This is a genomic window from Streptomyces sp. NPDC058646, from assembly GCF_042716875.1.
In the GTDB taxonomy this organism is placed as follows: domain Bacteria; phylum Actinomycetota; class Actinomycetes; order Streptomycetales; family Streptomycetaceae; genus Streptomyces.
In genome coordinates, this window is record NZ_JBHXRK010000010.1 from 198,611 (window position 1) to 218,349 (window position 19,739).

At 71.8% G+C, this 19,739-nt stretch carries 22 protein-coding genes; 12 read left to right on the forward strand and 10 right to left on the reverse strand.

The genetic code is table 11. The features are described 5' to 3' along the window. Positions 1-77 precede the first annotated feature (77 nt). The gene (locus tag ACFWUZ_RS15115) at positions 78-1,274 is read right to left on the reverse strand and encodes a globin domain-containing protein (protein ID WP_384372122.1); all 1,197 of its coding nucleotides are present in this window, start codon (positions 1,272-1,274) and stop codon (positions 78-80) included. A gap of 164 nt (positions 1,275-1,438) precedes the next feature. Further along, positions 1,439-1,888, reverse strand: a complete 450-nt coding sequence (locus tag ACFWUZ_RS15120) for an RrF2 family transcriptional regulator (RefSeq protein ID WP_384372124.1) — start codon at positions 1,886-1,888, stop codon at positions 1,439-1,441. A gap of 239 nt (positions 1,889-2,127) precedes the next feature. On the opposite strand from ACFWUZ_RS15120, the gene ACFWUZ_RS15125 reads away from it, so the two are divergent. The 4 genes from ACFWUZ_RS15125 (at position 2,128) to ACFWUZ_RS15140 (ending at position 6,101) form a co-directional block, all read left to right on the forward strand. After that, positions 2,128-3,534, forward strand: a complete 1,407-nt coding sequence (locus tag ACFWUZ_RS15125) for a family 2B encapsulin nanocompartment shell protein (protein ID WP_384372126.1) — start codon at positions 2,128-2,130, stop codon at positions 3,532-3,534. A gap of 47 nt (positions 3,535-3,581) precedes the next feature. After that, positions 3,582-4,631, forward strand: coding sequence for a family 2 encapsulin nanocompartment cargo protein polyprenyl transferase (locus ACFWUZ_RS15130; protein ID WP_384372128.1), 1,050 nt, complete (start codon positions 3,582-3,584; stop codon positions 4,629-4,631). A 121-nt stretch (positions 4,632-4,752) separates the two neighbouring features. Next, a complete protein-coding gene (locus tag ACFWUZ_RS15135) occupies positions 4,753-5,346 on the forward strand; it encodes a GNAT family N-acetyltransferase (protein WP_384372130.1) in 594 nt (197 codons plus the stop codon). A 170-nt stretch (positions 5,347-5,516) separates the two neighbouring features. Further along, positions 5,517-6,101, forward strand: a complete 585-nt coding sequence (locus tag ACFWUZ_RS15140) for a dihydrofolate reductase family protein (protein WP_384372132.1) — start codon at positions 5,517-5,519, stop codon at positions 6,099-6,101. Between the two features lie 57 nt (positions 6,102-6,158). Here the strand turns inward: ACFWUZ_RS15140 and snpA are convergent, their stop codons facing one another. Beyond that, complete coding sequence (gene snpA / locus ACFWUZ_RS15145) at positions 6,159-6,818, reverse strand: snapalysin (RefSeq protein ID WP_384372134.1); 660 nt, start codon at positions 6,816-6,818, stop codon at positions 6,159-6,161. 208 nt (positions 6,819-7,026) lie between these two features. Here snpA and ACFWUZ_RS15150 point away from each other — a divergent pair, with 208 nt between their 5' ends. From ACFWUZ_RS15150 to ACFWUZ_RS15160, 3 genes are all read left to right on the forward strand, one after another. Next, positions 7,027-8,034 carry a LysR family transcriptional regulator gene (locus ACFWUZ_RS15150; protein WP_384372136.1) on the forward strand — a complete coding sequence of 336 codons (1,008 nt, stop codon included), beginning with the start codon at positions 7,027-7,029 and terminating at the stop codon, positions 8,032-8,034. A 459-nt stretch (positions 8,035-8,493) separates the two neighbouring features. Next, entirely contained in the window at positions 8,494-9,402 is a 909-nt protein-coding gene (locus tag ACFWUZ_RS15155; protein ID WP_384372138.1) for a DUF4097 domain-containing protein, read from the forward strand. Between the two features lies 1 nt (position 9,403). After that, on the forward strand, positions 9,404-10,384 hold the full coding sequence (locus tag ACFWUZ_RS15160; protein ID WP_384372140.1) for a helix-turn-helix transcriptional regulator: 981 nt from the start codon (positions 9,404-9,406) through the stop codon (positions 10,382-10,384). 16 nt (positions 10,385-10,400) lie between these two features. On the opposite strand, the gene ACFWUZ_RS15165 is transcribed toward ACFWUZ_RS15160, so the two are convergent. The 4 genes from ACFWUZ_RS15165 to ACFWUZ_RS15180 all read right to left on the reverse strand — a co-directional run bounded on the left by ACFWUZ_RS15165 (position 10,401) and on the right by ACFWUZ_RS15180 (position 13,594). Continuing rightward, positions 10,401-10,973 carry a Clp protease N-terminal domain-containing protein gene (locus tag ACFWUZ_RS15165; RefSeq protein ID WP_384372142.1) on the reverse strand — a complete coding sequence of 191 codons (573 nt, stop codon included), beginning with the start codon at positions 10,971-10,973 and terminating at the stop codon, positions 10,401-10,403. After that, positions 10,973-11,182: a helix-turn-helix domain-containing protein gene (locus ACFWUZ_RS15170; RefSeq protein ID WP_384372144.1), complete on the reverse strand. Its 210-nt coding sequence runs from the start codon at positions 11,180-11,182 to the stop codon at positions 10,973-10,975. The genes ACFWUZ_RS15165 and ACFWUZ_RS15170 overlap by 1 nt, the downstream gene beginning before the upstream one ends. Positions 11,183-11,267: 85 nt before the next feature. Next, the gene (locus tag ACFWUZ_RS15175; RefSeq protein WP_384372146.1) at positions 11,268-12,230 is read right to left on the reverse strand and encodes a zinc-binding dehydrogenase; all 963 of its coding nucleotides are present in this window, start codon (positions 12,228-12,230) and stop codon (positions 11,268-11,270) included. Positions 12,231-12,391: 161 nt separating this feature from the next. Beyond that, positions 12,392-13,594, reverse strand: coding sequence for an NADP-dependent malic enzyme (locus ACFWUZ_RS15180; protein ID WP_384372148.1), 1,203 nt, complete (start codon positions 13,592-13,594; stop codon positions 12,392-12,394). A 523-nt stretch (positions 13,595-14,117) separates the two neighbouring features. On the opposite strand from ACFWUZ_RS15180, the gene ACFWUZ_RS15185 reads away from it, so the two are divergent. From ACFWUZ_RS15185 to ACFWUZ_RS15195, 3 genes are read left to right on the forward strand one after another with little or no spacing between them, the layout of a single operon-like run. Next, complete coding sequence (locus ACFWUZ_RS15185; protein WP_384372150.1) at positions 14,118-15,080, forward strand: ABC transporter substrate-binding protein; 963 nt, start codon at positions 14,118-14,120, stop codon at positions 15,078-15,080. Positions 15,081-15,119: 39 nt separating this feature from the next. Beyond that, positions 15,120-16,061: an amino acid ABC transporter permease gene (locus ACFWUZ_RS15190; protein ID WP_384372152.1), complete on the forward strand. Its 942-nt coding sequence runs from the start codon at positions 15,120-15,122 to the stop codon at positions 16,059-16,061. Beyond that, complete coding sequence (locus tag ACFWUZ_RS15195; protein WP_384372154.1) at positions 16,061-16,825, forward strand: amino acid ABC transporter ATP-binding protein; 765 nt, start codon at positions 16,061-16,063, stop codon at positions 16,823-16,825. Before ACFWUZ_RS15190 ends, ACFWUZ_RS15195 begins: the two co-directional genes overlap by 1 nt. 81 nt (positions 16,826-16,906) lie before the next feature. On the opposite strand, the gene ACFWUZ_RS15200 is transcribed toward ACFWUZ_RS15195, so the two are convergent. After that, positions 16,907-17,671, reverse strand: a complete 765-nt coding sequence (locus ACFWUZ_RS15200; RefSeq protein ID WP_384372156.1) for a class I SAM-dependent methyltransferase — start codon at positions 17,669-17,671, stop codon at positions 16,907-16,909. A gap of 81 nt (positions 17,672-17,752) precedes the next feature. Between ACFWUZ_RS15200 and ACFWUZ_RS15205 the strand changes: the two genes are divergently transcribed. Then, positions 17,753-18,382 carry a CGNR zinc finger domain-containing protein gene (locus ACFWUZ_RS15205; RefSeq protein WP_384372158.1) on the forward strand — a complete coding sequence of 210 codons (630 nt, stop codon included), beginning with the start codon at positions 17,753-17,755 and terminating at the stop codon, positions 18,380-18,382. On the opposite strand, the gene sodX is transcribed toward ACFWUZ_RS15205, so the two are convergent. Then, complete coding sequence (gene sodX / locus ACFWUZ_RS15210) at positions 18,286-18,708, reverse strand: nickel-type superoxide dismutase maturation protease (RefSeq protein WP_384372160.1); 423 nt, start codon at positions 18,706-18,708, stop codon at positions 18,286-18,288. The two genes, ACFWUZ_RS15205 and sodX, sit on opposite strands and share 97 nt — an antisense overlap. Before the next feature lie 171 nt (positions 18,709-18,879). Between sodX and sodN the strand changes: the two genes are divergently transcribed. Beyond that, the gene (gene sodN / locus ACFWUZ_RS15215; protein WP_384372162.1) at positions 18,880-19,275 is read left to right on the forward strand and encodes a superoxide dismutase, Ni; all 396 of its coding nucleotides are present in this window, start codon (positions 18,880-18,882) and stop codon (positions 19,273-19,275) included. A 165-nt stretch (positions 19,276-19,440) separates the two neighbouring features. On the opposite strand, the gene ACFWUZ_RS15220 is transcribed toward sodN, so the two are convergent. Then, positions 19,441-19,629: a DUF6104 family protein gene (locus ACFWUZ_RS15220; RefSeq protein ID WP_030681317.1), complete on the reverse strand. Its 189-nt coding sequence runs from the start codon at positions 19,627-19,629 to the stop codon at positions 19,441-19,443. Positions 19,630-19,739: the final 110 nt, after the last annotated feature.

Below are 19,739 nucleotides of genomic sequence, written 5' to 3' on the forward strand. Positions count from 1 at the left end.
GTGCCTTCGTACGCCGAGCGATCCGATCCGGACACCCCGGCCGACGTCAGCCGCCCGCTCCCCGCCGGCCGCCGGCGTCAGGAGGAGGCGAGCCACAGGTCGGGGCCGAAGACCTCGTAGTGGATGTCGGCGGCCGGCACCCCCTTGGCGAGCAGCTGCTCGCGGACGGCGCGCATGAAGGGGAGCGGGCCGCACAGGTAGGCCCGGGTGCCCGCGCGGACCGGGACGTCCGCGAGGTCGAGCAGCCCTTCGCCGTCGCCCGGCTCCGCCGCCTCCTCGTACCAGAAGCGGGCCGAGGCGTCGGCGAGCTTGTGGGTCAGGGCGCGGTGGTCCCCCCGCAGGGCGTGGTCCGCGGGGGAACGGTCGGCGTGCAGGACGGTCACCGGGGCGGTGTGCCCGGTGTCGGCCAGGTGCTCCAGCATCGAGAGCATGGGGGTGCAGCCGATGCCGGCCGACGCGAGCAGGACCGGGGCGGCGGAGTCCTCGAGAACCAGGTCGCCGTACGGGGCCGAGACGCGCAGGGTGTCGCCGGCGCGGACGCGGGCGTGGAGGTGGCCGGAGACCTCCCCGTCGGGACCGCCGGCGGCGCTGCCGTGGACCCGCTTGACGGTGATCGCCCGGTCGGGGGAGCCGGGGGCGCTGGAGAGGCTGTACTGGCGTATCTGCCGGGCCCCGTCGGCCAGTTCCACCTGGACGGAAACGTACTGGCCGGGCAGGTGCGCGGGTGCGGGGGCCCCGTCGGCCGGGGCGAGGCGGAAGGTGGTGCAGTCCGCGGTCTCCTCCACCCGGGCGGTGACGGTCCACTCGCGCCAGACGTCGCCGGCGACGACCTGCTGCTGGGCGTAGAGGCGCTCCTCCAGGGCGGCGAGGGCGTTCGCCATGAGCCAGTAGACCTCGTCCCAGGCCTCGGCGACCTCGGGGGTGAGCGCCTCGCCGAGTATCTCGGCGATGGCCTGGAAGAGGTGCTCGTGGACGACGGGGTACTGCTCCCGCGTGACGCCGAGGGAGGCGTGCTTGTGGGCGATGCGGCTCAGCATCACGTCGGGGCGCTGTCCGGGGTTCGCGACGAGGTGCGTGGCGAAGGCCGCGACGGCGCCGGCCAGGGCCTGCTTCTGGAGCCCCGCGTTCTGGTTGCCGCGGTTGAACAGGTCGCGGATCAGCTCCGGGTGGGCCGCGAACAGCTTCTGGTAGAAGAGCTCGGTGATGTCGCCGATCGCCGCGCCGACTGCGGGCAGGGTGGCTCGTACGGTCGCGGTCGCCTTCTCGGAAAGCATCGGGGCTCCTCATCCAATGGGTATGTACATGTTGCGGAGTGGGGCGGTTGCCGGGTGCGGTGCCGGGTCCGCCGGTGGGGGACTTCTGTTCGACCGGTCCGCTCGTCGGGCGGAGTACCGGGCGCGGGCCGGTGGGATCCGGCCATCAGGCGCCGGACCGGGAGCTACTCCCGGGACCGGCTCGACAGGGCGAGCAGGACCGGGCCGGCCGGAGCCGCCACCAGGTCGTCCACCGTCAGGGGGTCGAGCGAGGCGAAGAAGGCCTCCTGGGCCGTGCGGAGCGCGCGGCGCAGGACGCAGGCGGCGCGCAGTGGGCAAGGGGCGCTGCCCTCGCACTCCACGACGTCGCCGGCCCCCTCCAGTTCGCGCACCACTCCGCCCACCGAGGCGGCCCGCCCCGCGGCCGTCAGTGCGAGCCCTCCGCCGCGCCCGCGCCGCGCCTCGACCAGGCCGAGGTGCTGCAGCCTGGCGACCACCTTGGCCGTGTGCGTGTACGGAACCTCCATGCTCGCCGCGACGTCGCGGGTCGTGGGGAGGCTGGTTCCGCCGGCGTCCGTGACGGCCAGGCGCATCAGGACGCGCAGGGCCAGGTCGGTGAATCGGGTCAGCCGCATGCAGGCAGCGTAGAAAACTGGAATGTGCGACGCACATTCAAACGCGGTGATGCATCAGGTCGCAGCGGATGGATGGCTGAAAGCTGTGGGGTTGAAGTGACCTGTGGGGCGCGAGCGGACCACAAAGGGTGCCCCACCCCCGGACGGAGTAGTCCCACTCTTTTGTGTAATGGTCCCACCACGTTCCGTACTGGAAAGGTGCATCCCGCAGATCCATGGAGTGATCGAAAGGGAAACACATGTCGGTCCAGGCGGGTTCCGAATCCGAGGTCCAGACGCCGCAGCGCAGTCTCGGGACGTCGGCGGCACGGAACTTGGCAACCACGACCAAGTCCGCGCCGCAGATGCAGGAGATCACCTCGCGGTGGCTCCTGAAGATGCTCCCGTGGGTCTCGGTCCAGGGCGGCACCTACCGTGTCAACCGCCGACTGAGCTACTCCGTCGGCGACGGACGCGTCGAGTTCATCAAGACCGGGACCCAGGTCCAGGTGATCCCGGCGGAGCTCGGCGAGCTGCCGCTGCTGCGCGAGTACGAGGACCTCGACGTGCTCGGCGAACTCGCCCAGCGCTGCCGCCAGATCGACTTCGAGGCGGGCCAGGAGCTGACCTCCTTCGGCAGCCCCTCCGACCAGGTGTTCCTGCTCGCCCACGGCCGCATCGACCACGTCGGCCCGGGCCCCTACGGCGAGGACGCGGTCCTGAAGACCATCGCCGACGGCACCTACTTCGGCGAGGACTCCCTCGCCGACGAGGAGTCCATCTGGGAGTACACCGCCCGCGCCGCCACCGCCGGCACCGCGCTCGTGCTGACGCGCCAGGACTTCCAGCTGCTCGCCGACCGCGTCGACTCGCTGCGCGAACACGTGGAGCGCGTACGGTCCCAGCCCGCCAAGCACACCAACAAGTACGGCGAGGCCGCCATCGACCTCTCCGCCGGCCACCAGGGCGAGGCCGTCCTCCCCGGCACCTTCGTGGACTACGAGGCCCGCCCGCGCGAGTACGAGCTCTCCATTGCACAAACGGTCCTGCGGGTGCACACGCGCGTCGCCGACCTGTACAACCAGCCGATGAACCAGACCGAGCAGCAGTTGCGGCTCACGGTCGAGGCGCTGCGCGAGCGCCAGGAGCACGAGATGCTCAACAACCGCGAGTTCGGCCTGCTCCACAACGCCGAGTACGACCAGCGCATCCAGCCCCACGACGGCGCGCCCAGCCCCGACGACATGGACCAGCTGCTCAGCATGCGGCGCGGCTCCAAGTTCTTCCTCGCCCACCCCAAGGCCATCGCCGCCTTCGGCCGCGAGTGCAACCGGCGCGGGCTGTACCCGGAGTCGGTGGACATCGGCGGCAACCGGGTGCCCGCCTGGCGCGGCGTGCCGATCTTCCCGAGCAACAAGATCCCGATCAGCGACGCCCGCACCACGTCCATCCTGTGCATGCGCACCGGCGAGGACGAGCAGGGCGTGATCGGCCTCCACCAGCCGGGCATCCCGGACGAGATCGAACCGAGCACCTCGGTCCGCTTCATGGGGATCAGCGAGCAGGCGATCATCTCCTACCTGGTCACCGCCTACTTCTCCGCCGCGGTGCTGGTGCCGGACGCGCTCGGCGTCCTGGAGAACGTCGAGATCGGCCGTTGGCGCTGAGGCGGCAGGCCGAGGGACACCAGGGTCACCAGGGATACGGAGGCGCCATGGCGACCACCGAGGCGATCACGACCGGCGAGGGCCAGGAGGCCGTGGCCCTGCTGGAACGCACAAGAGAAACGGTCAACCCGGAACTGCGCCGGGCCGTCGAGAGCCTGCCCGGCACGACGCGGCGCGTGGCCATGTACCACTTCGGCTGGGAGCATGCGGACGGCTCCCCCGCCGCGGGCCATGCCGGGAAGGCCGTCCGGCCCGCCCTCGTGCTCGCGGCGGCCCAGGCCCTGCGGGGGTCGGCGGGCCGCCCCGAGGACCCCGTACGGGCGGCCGTGGCCGTGGAGCTGGCGCACAACTTCACGCTCCTGCACGACGACGTCATCGACAAGGACGCCCGGCGGCGCGGCCGGGCCACGGCCTGGACCGTGTTCGGGATGCCGGACGCGATCATCACCGGCGACGCGATGATGGCGCTCGCGCTGCGGGTCCTCGCGGAGGACGCGCATCCGGCCTCGGGGGCCGCCGCCGCACGGCTCGCGGCCTGCGTCATCGAGCTGTGCGCGGGCCAGCAGGCGGACTGCGCCTTCGAGCAGCGGCCGCACGTCTCGCTCGACGAGTGCCTGACCATGGCCACGGCCAAGACCGGCGCCCTCCTGGGCTGCGCGTGCGCGCTGGGGGCGCTGTACGCGGGGGCGGGACCGGACGAGGTCGACGCGATGGACGCCTTCGGCCGGGAGGCCGGACTGGCCTTCCAGCTGATCGACGACCTGCTGGGCATCTGGGGGGACCCGGGTCACACCGGCAAGCCCGCCGGGGCGGATCTGCTCGCCCGCAAGAAGTCCCTCCCGGTCGTGGCCGCCCTCACCTCGGGCACCGCGGCGGGGGAGGAGCTGGCCGCCCTGTACGCGGGCCCCATGGCCGCGGCCGAGGTGGCCCGGGCCGCCGACGCGGTGGACCGGGCCGGCGGGCGCGACTGGGCACAGGCCCACGCCGCCGACCGGATGGGCCGGGCGGTGCAGCAGCTGTCCCGGGCCGTACCCGATCTCGGGGCGGCGGGCGGACTGCTGGCGCTGGCCGAATTCGTGACGCGCCGCACGAGGTAGACGGAAGCAGGACGGCAGGCCCGTTCCGGTACCCCACGGTGCCGGAACGGGCCTTACGCCGTCCCCGGCCCAACTCTAGGATCACTCACGGTTGTTGACATGTGAGTGAAGGGTGTGACCAGTGGCGCTGGAGATACGTCAGGCGGATCAGTCGGACCGGGACGCGGTGACCCGGCTGCTCGACGAGGCCTTCCGCACCGACCCGGTCAGCAGCTGGGTCTTCCCGGACCCGGAGCACCGCGCCGCCGTGCACGGCAGGTTCCTCGGAGTCTTCGTGGACGTGGCCCTCGCGGAGGGGCGGATCGACTGCGCGGCGGACGGTTCGGCGGCCGCGCTGTGGCTGCGGGTCCCGGCCGGCGAACCGGAGGGCGAGGACGAGGTCCCGGCCAGGATGCGCGAGGTGGCCGACCCCGGCAACGAACGCTGCGAGCTGGTCGGCCGGCTCACGGGCGCGGTCCACCCGACCTCGGAGGAGCACGAGTACCTGCTCATGATCGCGGTGGCGCCGGGCCGGCAGGGCGAGGGGCTGGGCACCGAGCTGATCAGGCCGGTGCTGGAACGCTGTGACCGGGAGGGCGTACCGGCGTACCTGGAGGCCAGCAGCGAGCGCAGCAAGCGGCTGTACGAGCGGCTCGGCTGGGAGTTCACGGGCGAGGCGGTACGGCTTCCGGACGGCCCGCTGATGTGGCCGATGTGGCGCAAGCCGCAGGGGTGAACCCGCGGCACCGGGGCGGCGGATGACGCGGCGGATGTCCGGACGGGCGGCAGCGCGGGTCGCCGGCGCGGGTCGGAAGGCATCCGAAGGGGCTTGGCAAAGTACTTCAGGCACAGTACTTTGATCGACGTGCCCCGGAGCGGCGGCACCACCGGACGGAAGAGGACCGCTTGCGCAAGCTCACGTACTTCATCGCCACCACGGTCGACGGGTTCATCGGAGCCCCCGACGGCGAAGCCGATTTCATCTACGCCTTCCTCGACCCGGAGTTCATCGGCCACCTGACGGCCGAGTACCCCGAGACGATCTCCACACCGGGCCGCGAGCAGCTCGGGATCGCGGACGCCGCCCCGAAGCGCTTCGACGCGGTCGTCATGGGGCGGGGCACCTACGAGCCGGGCCTCAAGGCCGGCGTGAGCAGCCCCTACGGCCACCTGCGGGAGCAGTACGTCGTCTCGCGCTCCCTCACGGTCCCGCCCGACCCCCAGGTCGAGCTGATCAGCGGAGACGTCGCCGCCGAGGTCCGCGCGCTCAAGGAGCGGGACGGGCTCGGCATCTGGCTGTGCGGAGGCGCCGACCTCGCGGGGCAGCTGGCCGACGAGATCGACGAGTACATCGTCAAGACCTACCCGGTCGTCGTGGGGACCGGCATGCCCATGTCCCGGGCCGGCTTCGGGGTGCGCCCCCTGGAGCTGACCGGCTGCACCGCCCTCGGCGGAGGCCAGGTCGTCACCTCGTACGCCGTCAAGCGCTGACCCGGCGCAGGCGCGTCACCGGCCCTGCGCGGCGGCAGGGCCGGTGACGCGGCGCGACTAGCTCTTCGTCCCCAGGCCGGAGGCGACGAGGCCGTTGGCCCACAACTGGTTGACGCGCGCCCGCTCGGTGCTGTTCGGGGTGGCGTTCGTGCACGACGTGCCCGGGCCGCCGCCCGACATCAGCTCGCTGCACGGGCCCGAGTAGTGGTCCGGCAGGCCGAGCACGTGGCCGGTCTCGTGCGAGGTCACGCGGGTGGAGTTGTACTGCTGGTTCTGCCGGTAGTCCAGGAAGATGTAGCCCCGGCCGTGCCCGTCCGTGCTCGCGTAGGACCCGCGCGAGTCATTGCCCTCGCGGTACGAGAAGTTGCCGCCGGAGGAGACCTCCTGCAGCTTGACGTTGCTCACCGAGCTGTTCCAGATCTGCGTGGAACGGGCTATCTGGGTACGGAAGCTCGGCGCGTTGCGGGTGTTGTACGTGACGGTCACCGCCAGGGCGCCCGGGTTCGCGGCGCGCTGCTCGGCCACCGAGCGCTGCACGGCGTCGAAGAAGGCGCGGTTGGCGGTCTCGTTCTCCTGCGAGCGCTCGTACGCCGCGTAGCTCGCGGCGTTGCCCGGGGCGGGGGCGGAGGCTGCGCTGGCGCTGGGGACGGCGCCGAGCGCGGTGGCCATGCCGAGGCCGATCGTGGCGGCCAGCAAGGCCTTTCGGGAGTGGCGCATGTGGGGGGCTCCTACTCGTCCGGTGCGGTGGGGGGTGGTCGTTCGGTACCGGAGTCTGCGGGAGCGGATGGGCCGGGCGGATGATGTCAGCCACCGATAACGCCGGGCTATCGGGGAGTTTCGGATGGGCGACCAGGAAGAGAATGGCGGGATTCGGGGGGCTATAAGTGGCTGGTGCGGTCCACCCGGCCCGCCCTACTCTCGGGGCATGGAGCTCGAGGTGAGGCACCTGCGCGCACTGTGCGCCATCGCCGATGCCGGCAGCCTGCACAAGGCCGCCCGGCAGCTCGGCGTGAGCCAGCCCTCGCTGACGACCCAGCTGCGGCGGATCGAACGGGCCCTGGACGGCGAGCTGTTCCTGCGGGAACGCACCGGCTGCCGCCCCACGCCGTTCGGCCGCACGGTGCTGGGGCGGGCCCGCCCCCTGCTCGCCGAGATGGCCGCTCTGGTCGCCGAGGCCCGGGCGCTGGCCCGCGGTCCGCGGCTGCGCATCGGGTCCACGGCCAGCCGCGCGCTGCCGGGCTGGTTGCGCAGACTGCACCGGCGGCTACCGGACACCGAGACCTCGCTCGTGGTGGACGTCTCGGCCAACGCCCTGCTGCGGATGGTGGATTCGGGGCAGCTGGATGTCGCGTTCGTGCACGAGGTGGAGGGCAGCCCCCTGCGGGTGCCCGCCGGGTTGCAACTGCACGTGCTGATGGAGCGGGAGCCGCAGTTCGTGTCGATGGCCCGCGACCATCCCGCGGCGCGGCGGCCGGTGGTGGACTTACGGGACCTCGCCGCCGACCGGTGGACCGTGGATCCCTCGGTGGACGGTGAATGGGACGGCCTGCGGCGGATCTTCGCCGGGGCCGGGCTCGACCCGCCGGTCCTGCACGCCGACTACCACACCGCGACCTCGCTGATCGTCTCCGGCGAGGCGGTGGCCCCCTGCCAGCCCACCTCCGGGCCGCGGGACGACATGGCGATCCGGCCGCTGTCGGGCGACCCGCTGGCCGTCCGGCTGCTGCTGGCGACCCGGCCGGGCGCCCACGCCGAGGTCTACGGGGACCTCCGCGCCGCCTACCGCGAGGCCGCGCTGAGCACGCCCCCGTACCGGGCCTGGCTGCTCCACCACGCGAGCCCGCTGCTGAAGCCGGAGCCGGAGCCGGAGCCGGACCCCGCGGCCGCGGCGGAGGCACCCGCCCCGGCGCGAGCGGAGGCGGAGGCGGCCTGAGCGGCGGCGGGACGCCCTGAGCGCCGCCCGGGCCCGCTTCGGCGTGGGCCCGCTCCGGCCCCAGGCCTGGCGCGGCCCGGCTGACGCGGCTCGACCCGACGCGGCCCGGCCCGGCCCGCTCGCAGGCCGGGGTCCGGGTGCCGCACCCGGGTGCGGCGGCGCTGCCGGGCGTTGCCGCTCCGGGCCGCCGTGATCGCGTACGCCTGCCCGCTCCGGCAGCGGAGCCCCGGCCGCCGCGCCTTCGGCGGGCCGACCGGCTCGTGCGGGCCCCTCCTCCACCGCCGGCCCCGCACCCTCCACGAGCCCCCGCAGCCATGCGCAAACTCCCTGATCAGGCGTTTACCGGGAGAAACCACGCGCTTGACTTCCCCAGGCCGCGATATATCGTGTTATGCAGAAGACGCGATATGTTGCGTGCGTCGAGCCCCGGTCCGTGAACGCACGAGGAGGATCAGCACCATGGCAGAGCAGATGACGTGGTCGGTCGCCGAACCGCAGAAGCTCACCTTCGAGGAGCCGGTGACCGAGCTGCGGGTCCGTCTCGTGAGCGGCACGGTGAATGTCGTCGCCGCCGAGGCCGGACCCGCCCGCCTGGAGGTGACCGGGGTCGACGGACCGCCCCTGCACGTGGTGCAGGAGGACGGCGTCCTCACCGTCTCCTACGAGGACCTCCCCTGGAACGGCTCCCAGGGCTTCAAGCAGTGGGTCGAGGCCAAGCCCTGGAAGGCCTGGTCCGGTTCGGCCTCGGGGCGCAAGGCCTGGGAGCGCAGCGCGGCCGTCACCCTCACCGTCCCGGCGGCCACCCGCGTGCACGTGGCCGCGGTCGACGCCGCGGCCTTCGTCTCCGGCATCTCGGGCGGCACCGACGTGCACGGGGTCTCCGGCGACGCCACGCTGGTCGCGCTCTCCGGCCGGGTCAAGGCGCGCACCGTATCGGGCAGCGTCGAGGCCCAGTCGGTCACCGGCGACCTCGGCTTCCACTCGGTGTCCGGCGGTCTGACCGTGGTCGACGGCGTGGGCGTGAGCGTACGGGCCGACTCGGTCAGTGGCGACATGCTCATCGACCTGGACCTCGACCCGGCCGCCTCGCGTCCGGTGGACATCGCACTGAACTCGGTCTCCGGCCAGGTCGCGATCCGGCTGCCGCACCCGGCCGACGCCCGCGTGGAGGCCAACACGGCCACCGGCGGCGTCTCCAACGCCTTCGAGGACCTGAGGGTCTCCGGTCAGCTGGGTGCCAAGCGGATCACCGGCACGCTCGGTTCCGGTACCGGAACCCTGCGGGCCACCACCGTCTCGGGTGCGATCGCGCTGTTGCGCCGCCCGGCCGCGGACACCCCCCTGACGCTCGACAAGAAGGTGATCTGAGATGCCGCCCGTCTTCGCCCACGGCCGCTTGCGCCTGTACCTCCTCAAGCTGTTGGACGAGGCCCCGCGCCACGGGTACGAGGTGATCCGCCTGCTGGAGGAGCGCTTCCAGGGCCTGTACGCGCCCTCCGCGGGCACCGTGTACCCGAGGCTGTCCAAGCTGGAGGCCGAAGGCCTGGTCACGCATGCCAGCGAGGGCGGGCGCAAGGTGTACTCCATCACCGACGCGGGCCGCGCCGAACTGGCCGACCGGGGCGGTGAACTGGCCGACCTGGAGCTGGAGATCCGCGACTCCGTCTCCGAACTGGCCGCGGAGATCCGCGACGACGTCCGGGGCGCCGCGGGCGACCTGCGCCGCGAGATGCGGGCGGCGGCCTCGGCCTCCGCCACCCGGGTCGAGGACGAGTCCTGGAAGGCGGCCAAGGAGGAGCTGCGCAAGGCCAGGCAGGAATGGAAGGAGCAGGCGCGCCGGGCGAAGGACGAGAGTCGGCGGGCCCGCGAGGAGGCCCAGCAGGCCCGCCGCCAGGCCAAGGAGGCCCAGGAAAGAGCCCGCGAGGAGGTCCAGCGCATCGCGGGGCAGCTCCAGGAGCAGTTCGCGAAGTCGGGCGGAGTCCTGGGCAGCCTGGCCGGAGCCTGGCTCGGCGGCGGCCCCGGCACGCCCCCCGCGGGCCCCGGCGACCCCGCGGGCCCCGCCGCACCGCCGTCCCCGGCCTCGCCGGAACCGCAGGGGCCACGGGGATCCCAGGGCTCCCCGGGACCTCAGTGGGGCGAGGCCTCCGCGGCGGCGGACGGCTGGGCCGGGGACGTGACGCCGAGCGGTGACCCGGGCCGTGACCTGGACCGCCTGCTGGACCGCTTCCGCGACGAGGTACGGGACGCGGCCCGCGACCACGGGGTCACCCCGGCCCGGGTGGCCGAGGCCCGCGCGGGCCTCGCGGCGGCCGCCGCGAGGCTGACCGCGGTCCTCCGGGCCGGGGCGTAGGCCCGCCAGGCCGCGCTCAGGCCGCCAGCCGGGCCTCCGCCGCGGCGTAGGTGACGCCGTGGTCCGTCAGGACCTCGGCGGTCGTGCCGGGCCGGGAGAGCAGGGCGAGCAGCAGGTGCACGGTGCCGATGTGGCGGTCGTGGCGGCCCAGGGCGATGCGCAGGGACTGCTCCAGGACCTTCTTCGCGCCCTGGGTGAAGGGCACGTGGCGGCTGCCGGAGCGGTCGTCCCCGTCCCCGCGGCCGAGCGCCGAGCGGAGCGAACCGCCCAGGGTCCGCCGGCGCGGTGCCGGGGCGGCCAGGGCGCCCTCGCCGTGGGTCTCCTCCACGCGGGAGACGATCTCCGTGAGGTCGATCCCGAGGCCCGCCAGGGCTTCTTCCTCGGCCCGCGACATGCCGCCCCGGCGGCGGGCGGCCGCGAGGTCGGCGACCACGGCGGCACGGTCCACGCCCAGGGGGTCCAGGGCTCCCCGGGAGAGCAGGGAGAGCAGCAGGTGTTCCTCGGTGACCGTGGCGGCCCCGGCGCGCTGCGCCTCGGTCACCGCGCCCGTCACGGTGTCCCGGGCGTCGCGGGTGAAGCGTTCGAACATCAGAGCCTCCCGTACTTCTTGTGCACGGCCTGCCGGCTGACGCCCAGCTCGGCCGCGATCTCCTGCCAGGACCACCCCTGTGCGCGGGCACTGCGCACCTGTACGGCTTCCAGCTGTTCCAGCAACTTCCGCAGGGCGGCCACGGCGCGCAGGCCCACGCGCGGGTCACGGTCGCCGGCCCGCTCGGCGAGATCGGTAGCATCCGTCATGCCTGTCAATGTAGGTTGACACGGGAGGGGTGTCAACCCACATTGACAAACGGGGCCGGGCGGCCCGGACCGGCCCCCGAACGGCCTACGGGGTGAGGACGATCTTGCCGAACAGGTCACCCGACGCGAGCTTCTCGAACCCCTCCCGCGCCCGGTCCAGGGGCAGGACCTCGTCGATGACCGGCCGCAGCCCCGTCGCCGCACAGAAGGCCAGCAGGTCCTCCAGCTCGTCCTTCGAGCCCATCGTCGACCCGACCACCTTGAGCTCCAGGAAGAAGATCCGCGTCAGCTCGGCGTGCGCGGGGCGGTCACCGCTCGTCGCTCCGGAGATCACCAGCGTGCCGCCGGGACGCAGGGACTTCACCGAGTGGGACCACGTGGCCGCGCCGACCGTCTCGATCACGGCGTCCACCCGCTGCGGCAGCCGCGCCCCCGGCTCGAACGCCTCGACCGCCCCCAGCTCCACCGCCCGCTTGCGCTTGGCCTCGTCCCGGCTGGTGGCGAAGACCCGCAGGCCCGCCGCCCGGCCGAGGGCGATCGCGGCGGTCGCGACCCCGCCGCCCGCGCCCTGCACCAGGACGGAGTCCCCGGGCCTCACCCCGGCATTGGTGAACAGCATCCGGTACGCCGTCAGCCAGGCGGTCGGCAGGCAGGCGGCCTCCTCGAACGACAGCTCGGCGGGCTTGCGCAGGACGTTCCAGGCCGGGACGGTCACCTGCTCGGCGAAGGTGCCCTGGTAGCGCTCGGTCAGGATCGAGCGCGGCTCGTCCGGGCCCACCCCGTGGCCGCTCTGGCCGATCACGGAGTGCAGGACGACCTCGTTGCCGTCCTGGTCGGTCCCGGCCGCGTCGCAGCCCAGGATCATCGGGAGTCTGTCCTCGGCCAAGCCCACCCCGCGCAGCGACCACAGGTCGTGGTGGTTGAGGGAGGCGGCCTTGACGTTCACGGTCACCCAGCCGGGGCGGGCCTGCGGGGCCGGGCGGTCACCCAGCACGAGGCCGTTCAGCGGCTGGTCACGGTCGATTCGAGCAGCGTAGGCAGCGAACATGCCGCGACGCTACCGCTCGGTAGGGTGCCGTACCACCCCCTGCTTCGCCACACCGCCCCACCGGGCCCGGGCGGGCCGGCCCCGGGTACGGGAAGGGGCCCGGCCGGATGACTCCGGCCGGGCCCCTTCCCGTACAGCTCCGCTCGCGCTCAGCGCGGTCCTCAGGCCAGGCGGGCCACGCCGTCGGCCTTCGCGGCGGCGGCGACCGCCGAGGCGACGGCCTCCGCGACGCGCTCGTCGAACGGCGACGGGATCACGTAGTCGGCGGCGAGCTCGTCACCCACGACACCGGCGATGGCGTCGGCGGCGGCGATCTTCATGCCCTCGGTGATCCGGGTGGCGCGCACCTTGAGGGCGCCCGCGAAGATGCCCGGGAACGCGAGCACGTTGTTGATCTGGTTCGGGAAGTCCGAACGGCCCGTGGCCACGACCGCCGCGTACTTGTGCGCGACGTCCGGGTGGACCTCCGGGTTCGGGTTGGCCATGGCGAAGACGAACGCGTCCTTCGCCATCGAGGCCACCGCCGCCTCGGGGACCGTACCGCCGGAGACGCCGATGAACACGTCCGCGCCGGAGAGGGCCTGCTCCAGGGAGCCGGTCTGGCCCGTCCTGTTCGTCAGGCCCGCGATCTCCGCCTTGACGTCCGTCAGGTCGGAGCGGTCGGCCGAGACGACGCCCTTGCGGTCGGTGACGCAGACGTCGCCGATGCCCGCGTCCACGAGGATCTTGGCGATCGCGATGCCCGCGGCGCCCGCACCCGAGATCACGGCCCGCAGGTCGCCGAGGGTGCGACCCGTGAGCTTCGCCGCGTTGCGCAGCGCGGCCAGCGTCACGATGGCCGTGCCGTGCTGGTCGTCGTGGAAGATCGGGATGTCCAGCGCCTCCTGCAGGCGGCGCTCGATCTCGAAGCAGCGGGGGGCGGAGATGTCCTCCAGGTTCACCCCGCCGAAGGACGGGGCGAGACGGATGACCGTCTCGACGATCTCGTCCGTGTCCTTGGTGGCGAGCGCGATCGGAACCGCGTCCACGCCACCGAACTGCTTGAACAGAATCGCCTTGCCCTCCATCACGGGGAGGGAGGCTTCGGGACCGATGTCACCGAGTCCGAGCACGGCCGTGCCGTCGGTGACGACGGCGACCACGTTGGACTTCCAGGTGTACTCGTTCACCAGCTCCGGCTGCTCGGCGATGGCGCTGCACACCTTCGCCACACCGGGTGTGTACGCCAGGGACAGGTCGTCCTTGTTGTTGACCGGCACCGTGGCCTGGATGGCCATCTTGCCGCCCCGGTGCAGCGCGAACACCGCGTCCGGGTTGTTGTCCGTCACGCTGTCACTGCGAGGGTTGACGATCTCCGCTGCCACTTTGTGTGACCCCTTAGGTCCTTTGATCATTGAGGGTGGCCACTCCTGGTTAAGGGGTGGGCGGGCACCGCGTCCGTACTCCGCATCGACGGTTGGCCCGTCTCCGCGGAGGGGAGGTTCGTACGCGCGGGCGCGCCGCACGCGCGCCCTGAGCCCCGGATGAGGGGTGTAAGGATCTGTTCTACCCGAAGAACACTCACCCAGACGAGTCGATTCCAGCTCGACCCTAGGCCGCTTGTCCCGGTTTTGGCTAAAAGTCCAAACCTCTCTGTCCGATGGGCGAGACGCACCGCAAATCGTCCGCCGAAAGTGGCTGGTCACAGCGTTTTGTGCGGTCCAGATCCGCCTTGTCCGCAGTCCTGTTGGCTGACCAGGGGTGTCCGTTATCTGATTTTGACCTGACGGGCAGCCTGAATGCACCAGTCCGAATGGCAAGATGCCGTAATCACACAAGGTCGCGACACTCGATGGAGCGTGCCCGACCGTTTTTCGGTGCTTTTCCACCAGCCGGAGGAACCAGCTCATGACCGCAAGCATCACCCGTCGTACGACCGCCGCCCGGTCCCGGATCGCCGCGGTCGGCGCGATCGCGGTCGCCGGTGCTCTGATCCTCACCGGCTGTGGAGACCAGACCGACAAGAGCAGCACGACTCCGTCGGGTCAGGCGAACAACAGCAGCGCCCCCCTCTTCTCCAAGCTCCCGAAGAAGATTCAGGACGCCGGGGTCATCAAGGTCGGCACGGACGCCACCTACGCCCCGATGGAGTTCACCGAGGGCGGCAAGATCGTGGGTGTCGACCCCGACATCGCGGAGGCCCTGGGCAAGCAGCTCGGCGTGCAGTTCAAGTTCGAGTCCGGCACCTTCGACACCCTGATCGGCAGCATGCAGACGGGCCGCAGCGACGTGGTCATGTCCTCGCTCACCGACACCAAGGCCCGCCAGGAGGGCCTGGACGACAAGGGTGCCAAGACCGGCGCCGGCGTCGACTTCGTCGACTACTTCTCCTCCTCGACCGGCATCCTGGTCAAGAAGGGGAACCCGGAGGGCATCAAGACCCTCGACGACCTGTGCGGCAAGAAGGTCGCCGTCCAGCGCGGCACCACGTACGAGACGTCCGCCAAGGACCAGTCCGAGAAGTGCAAGGCCGCGGGCAAGGGCGAGATCGGCATCGAGTCGTACCCGACCGACGCCGAGGCCCAGACCCGCGTGAAGGCCGGCGGCGCGGTCGCCGACCTGAACGACTCCCCGGTCGCCGCGTACATCGCGAAGACCGCGGGCGGCGGCAACGACTTCGAGGCCATCGCCAACCCGACCGACGCCGGCCTCTTCGGCATCGCGGTCGACAAGAAGAACCCCGAGCTGCGCGACGCCCTCAAGGCCGCCCTCGACGCGATCATCAAGGACGGCACGTACAAGGCCGCCCTGGACAAGTGGAACGCCGGCTCCGGCGCCGTGACCGAGGCCAAGACCAACGCAGGCCAGTGACCTCCGCGGTTCGCCGCAGCACTCTGAAGGGCAGTCACTGTGACTGACAAGCTCGACAAGGTCCCGGGCCCGGCGGACACCCCGCCGGCCGGGGCCGTCCCCCCCGAGGCGATCCGCGCCATCCCGGTCCGCCACTACGGCCGCTGGATCAGCGCCGTGGTCGTCATCGCACTCGTCGTGGCGCTCGGCCTGGCCTTCTCGCAGGGCAACGTGCGCTGGGCGACGGTGCCGGAGAAGCTGTTCGACCCCTCCATCATCCGAGGCCTGTTCAACACCATCTGGATCAGCGTCGCCTCCATGGCGCTGGGCCTGGTGCTGGGTGTCCTCTTCGCGGTGATGCGCCTCTCCAAGAACCCGGTGACCAGCACCATCGCCTGGTTCTACATCTGGTTCTTCCGGGGCACCCCGGTCTACGTCCAGCTCCTCATCTGGTTCAACCTCGCCCTGATCTTCCCGATCCTGAACCTCGGGTTCTACAAGGACGAGATGACCCAGGTCATGACGCCGTTCCTGGCCGCCCTTCTGGGCCTCGGCCTGAACGAGGGCGCGTACATGGCGGAGATCGTCCGGGCCGGCATCCAGTCGGTCGACGAGGGGCAGAGCGAGGCCTCGCACGCGCTCGGCATGACCCGGACGCAGACCATGCGCCGGGTGGTCCTGCCGCAGGCCATGCGGGTGATCGTGCCGCCCACGGGCAACGAGTTCATCAACATGCTCAAGACCTCGTCGCTCGTGGTCGCCGTGCAGTACTTCGACCTGCTGCGCGCGGCCCAGGACATCGCGTCCACCTCGTTCGCGGTGATGGAGATGTTCTTCGTCGCCTCGATCTGGTACCTGGCGCTCACCAGCGTCTTCTCGGTCGGCCAGTACTACCTGGAGCGGCACTACGCGCGCGGTTCGCTGCGCTCCCTGCCGCCCACGCCGCTGCAGAAGATCAAGGCGAACCTGACCCGCTTCTCGACCCGCAAGGCGGTGGCCTGATGACGACTGCCATGGTGAAGGCCGAGGCCGTCCACAAGTCCTACGGTGCGGCGCACATCCTGAAGGGCGTCGACCTGGAGGTCGCCCCGCGTGAGGTGTTCTGCCTGATCGGACCCTCGGGTTCGGGGAAGTCGACCTTCCTGCGGTGCATCAACCACCTGGAGAAGGTCAACGGCGGCCGCCTGTACGTCGACGGCGAACTCGTCGGCTACCGCCAGAAGGGCGACAAGCTCTACGAGCTGAAGGACAGCGAGGTCGCGGCCCAGCGCCGGGACATCGGCATGGTCTTCCAGCGCTTCAACCTCTTCCCCCACATGACGGCCATCGAGAACGTCATGGAAGCTCCCGTCATGGTCAAGGGCGAGTCCAAGGCCGTGGCCCGCGAGCGCGCCGTACGCCTCCTGGACCGGGTCGGCCTCGGGGACAAGGGCGGGAACTACCCCTCCCAGCTCTCCGGCGGCCAGCAGCAGCGCGTGGCCATCGCCCGCGCGCTGGCCATGGAGCCGAAGCTGATGCTCTTCGACGAGCCCACCTCGGCCCTGGACCCCGAGTTGGTCGGTGACGTCCTCGACGTCATGCGCGACCTCGCCGAGTCGGGCATGACCATGATCGTGGTCACCCACGAGATGGGCTTCGCCCGCGAGGTCGGCGACAGCCTCGTCTTCATGGACGGCGGCGTGGTCGTCGAGGCGGGCAACCCCCGCGACGTCCTGGGCAACCCCCAGCACGACCGCACCAAGGCCTTCCTCTCCAAGGTCCTCTGACCAGGACCGGCCGAGACCGGGCACACACGTGAGGGGCGGTACGGGGTTCCCGTACCGCCCCTCACGCATGCGTGCCCCGTCCTACCTGAGGGCCAGCACCAGGGCGTCCGAAGGCGAGCGCCACACGGTGCGCGCCTCGGCGAAGCCCGAGTCCAGGAGGGTGCGGGCGTGCCAGGCCTCGGAGGGGGTGTCCCCGTCGGCGTGCTCCCCGTAGATCGCGAAGCGCTCTTCGACGGCCCCGGCCAGTACCGGGTCCTCGGCGGCGGTGGCCCACCATTCGCGCCAGTCCAGCGCCCCCGCCGCCTTGGCCCGGTCCATCGCGGCGTGCCGGTGGGCGTGCTCGGCCGCGTCGATGCGCGGGGTGGCAGGGTCGGGCATGTGGTCGGCGTTCATGAACACCCCGCCCGGCCGCACCAGCGGGGCGAGCTGCCCGTACAGGACGGCCAGGTCCTCGCCGGGCAGCCAGTGCAGGGCGGTGGCCGTCAGGACGGCGTCGTACGTGTCGTGGGGCAGCGCCGCGCGCCAGTGCGGGTCCTTGAGGTCGGCGGTCACGAAGGAGGCCCGGCCGTCGCCCGCGAAGTGGCCCCGGGCGACGGCCAGCAGCGCCGGGTCCAGGTCGACGCCGGTGCAGGTGGCGTCCGGGAACCGCTTGAGGACCCGGTCCGTAATACTTCCCGTACCGCACGCGAGATCCAGCACCCGGGGGGCGGGTCCGGTCAGCGCCTCGACCATGTCCAGCATCACCCGGAACCGCTCCTCGCGGTCGGGCATGTACCACTCCTGCTGCCGGTCCCAGCTGTCCTGCCACGCCTGCCAGTACGCCGCCGTCTCCGTCGTATCCGCCATCACGAACCCCTCCGTACGTAATACCCTCGAACACGTCTCAGCCGTTACCGAGACACTAATCCGCAGTCGTAAGGACTACAAGTGGAACTGGCCCATTACTCGGACTATGCCGTGCGCCTGGTCAACACCGAGGAGCCGGCCCGCAACAAGGACGCGCTCACCTCGGCGGACGCCGTCCGCGCCCTTTTCGGCGCCAGCACCCAGATGGCCCGCCGGGTCACCGACACCGACGTCACCCGCTTCCGCAACGTCCGCGGCCGGCTGCGCGCCGTCTTCGAGGCGGCCGACGGCGGCGACCACGTCCTGGCCGTCGACCTGCTGAACTCCCTGCTCATGGAGTTCCCCGTCAGCCCCCAGGTCTCCGGGCACGACACCCCGCGCGAGGACGGCGCTCCCGACTGGCACATCCACCTCGCCGAGCACCCCTCGAACGCCTCCGCGGGCTACGCCGCGATGGCCTCCTTCGGCCTGGCCTTCCACCTCACCGAGCACGGCCCCGACCGCCTCGGCCTGTGCCAGGCACCGCCCTGCCGCAACGCCTACCTCGACACCTCCACGAACCGCTCCCGGCGCTACTGCTCCGACCGCTGCGCCACCCGGGCCAACGTGGCCGCCTACCGCGCCCGCAAGCGGCGCGAGGCCGAGGGGTCGGGCCACAGCGGCCGCAGCGCGGACGCCGCCCAGGACAGCCGCGCCCTCAGCGACCGCTGATCCGCCGGCGCCGGCCGGAACCGCAGCACCGCCGTCGCCAGCACCAGGTCGCCGGGCACCGGCCCGTACACGGTGCTGTCGCCAGTCTCGTTGTACGGGTTGTCGCCGAGCACCCACCAGGCACCGCCCGGCCGGCGCTCCGCCGCCCGCTTGACGACCAGCAGGTCCTGCTGGAAGGGATGCCGCAGCACCACCACGGCACCCGGGCGGACGGCAGCCCCGTACCGGACCACCAGCCGGTCCCCGTGCAGCAGCGTCGGGACCATCGACGGCCCCGTCACCTCCAGCACCTCGAAAGCGAACCGTCGGCGGCGGTTCTCCACCATGCGTGACCTCCTCATCCCTTCCGCATGCTGCCGTACCGCCCCGTACATTCGCTCACCGGTCCGACCGCGACGCTGGACTTTTGTCCTAAGCCCATGGGGCCGACCGCGAAATCCGGTTCCCCAGCGAGTAATCTCCCCCTTGAGAAGACGATCACGAGGAGGACACACCCCATGCTTTCCCGCCTCTTCGCCCCCAAGGCGAAGGTCTCCGCTCACTGCGATCTGCCGTGCGGCGTGTACGACCCGGCCCAGGCCCGCATCGAGGCCGAGTCCGTCAAGGCCGTCCAGGAGAAGTACCAGGCCAACGACGACGCCGACTTCCGCGCGCGCGCCATCACCATCAAGGAGCAGCGCGCCGAGCTGGCCAAGCACCACGTCTCGGTGCTGTGGAGCGACTACTTCAAGCCTCCGCACTTCGAGAAGTACCCGCAGCTGCACACCCTGGTCAACGACACCCTGAAGGCCCTCTCGGCCGCCAAGGCGTCGAACGACCCGGCGACCGGCCAGAAGGCCCTCGACCTCATCGCCGAGGTCGACCGCATCTTCTGGGAGACCAAGGCCGCCTGATCCTGGCGATCTCCGTGCGCTGCTGGTCAGAGCGCGCATGACAACGGCCCGACCGCTGCGCGCGGCTGGGCCGTTGTCATGCGGAGGTTCGTTCCGGAACGCAGGGAAGAGGCCCGCCCCCCGACCTGTCAGTGACAGCTGCGAGGCGGTCGCTCCCGCGTCCGCCTACGCGTCGTCCTCGTCGTCCTCGTCGTCCAGGCGGGCCAGCCAGGTGGCGAGGCGTTCCACCGGGACCTCGAAGTCCGGGTTCAGGTCGACGAACGTGCGCAGCTGCTCGGCGAGCCACTCGAAGGTGACCTCCTCCTCGCCGCGCCGCTTCTCCAGCTCCTCGATGCCGCGATCGGTGAAGTACAAGTCGGGCTCCGTGCCGTGATGGGGGTGTTTCCCGCCAGGATAATCCGCGGCTCGGAGTGACCTCCCGCCCGCGCCGCCGCCGGCGCTAGCCTGGACGTCTCACGAGCGGG

What these genes read in the sequence shown, in the direction of transcription:
- ACFWUZ_RS15115 (WP_384372122.1), bottom strand. Translation starts at nt 1,274, where the DNA reads ATGCTTTCCGAGAAGGCGACCGCGACCGTACGAGCCACCCTGCCCGCA.
- sodX (WP_384372160.1), bottom strand. Translation starts at nt 18,708, where the DNA reads ATGGTGGAGAACCGCCGCCGACGGTTCGCTTTCGAGGTGCTGGAGGTG.
- ACFWUZ_RS15170 (WP_384372144.1), bottom strand. Translation starts at nt 11,182, where the DNA reads ATGACGGATGCTACCGATCTCGCCGAGCGGGCCGGCGACCGTGACCCG.
- ACFWUZ_RS15175 (WP_384372146.1), bottom strand. Translation starts at nt 12,230, where the DNA reads ATGTTCGCTGCCTACGCTGCTCGAATCGACCGTGACCAGCCGCTGAAC.
- ACFWUZ_RS15200 (WP_384372156.1), bottom strand. Translation starts at nt 17,671, where the DNA reads ATGGCGGATACGACGGAGACGGCGGCGTACTGGCAGGCGTGGCAGGAC.
- ACFWUZ_RS15150 (WP_384372136.1), top strand. Translation starts at nt 7,027, where the DNA reads ATGGAGCTCGAGGTGAGGCACCTGCGCGCACTGTGCGCCATCGCCGAT.
- ACFWUZ_RS15185 (WP_384372150.1), top strand. Translation starts at nt 14,118, where the DNA reads ATGACCGCAAGCATCACCCGTCGTACGACCGCCGCCCGGTCCCGGATC.
- ACFWUZ_RS15130 (WP_384372128.1), top strand. Translation starts at nt 3,582, where the DNA reads ATGGCGACCACCGAGGCGATCACGACCGGCGAGGGCCAGGAGGCCGTG.
- ACFWUZ_RS15160 (WP_384372140.1), top strand. Translation starts at nt 9,404, where the DNA reads ATGCCGCCCGTCTTCGCCCACGGCCGCTTGCGCCTGTACCTCCTCAAG.
- ACFWUZ_RS15165 (WP_384372142.1), bottom strand. Translation starts at nt 10,973, where the DNA reads ATGTTCGAACGCTTCACCCGCGACGCCCGGGACACCGTGACGGGCGCG.
- snpA (WP_384372134.1), bottom strand. Translation starts at nt 6,818, where the DNA reads ATGCGCCACTCCCGAAAGGCCTTGCTGGCCGCCACGATCGGCCTCGGC.
- sodN (WP_384372162.1), top strand. Translation starts at nt 18,880, where the DNA reads ATGCTTTCCCGCCTCTTCGCCCCCAAGGCGAAGGTCTCCGCTCACTGC.
- ACFWUZ_RS15125 (WP_384372126.1), top strand. Translation starts at nt 2,128, where the DNA reads ATGTCGGTCCAGGCGGGTTCCGAATCCGAGGTCCAGACGCCGCAGCGC.
- ACFWUZ_RS15195 (WP_384372154.1), top strand. Translation starts at nt 16,061, where the DNA reads ATGACGACTGCCATGGTGAAGGCCGAGGCCGTCCACAAGTCCTACGGT.
- ACFWUZ_RS15155 (WP_384372138.1), top strand. Translation starts at nt 8,494, where the DNA reads ATGGCAGAGCAGATGACGTGGTCGGTCGCCGAACCGCAGAAGCTCACC.
- ACFWUZ_RS15120 (WP_384372124.1), bottom strand. Translation starts at nt 1,888, where the DNA reads ATGCGGCTGACCCGATTCACCGACCTGGCCCTGCGCGTCCTGATGCGC.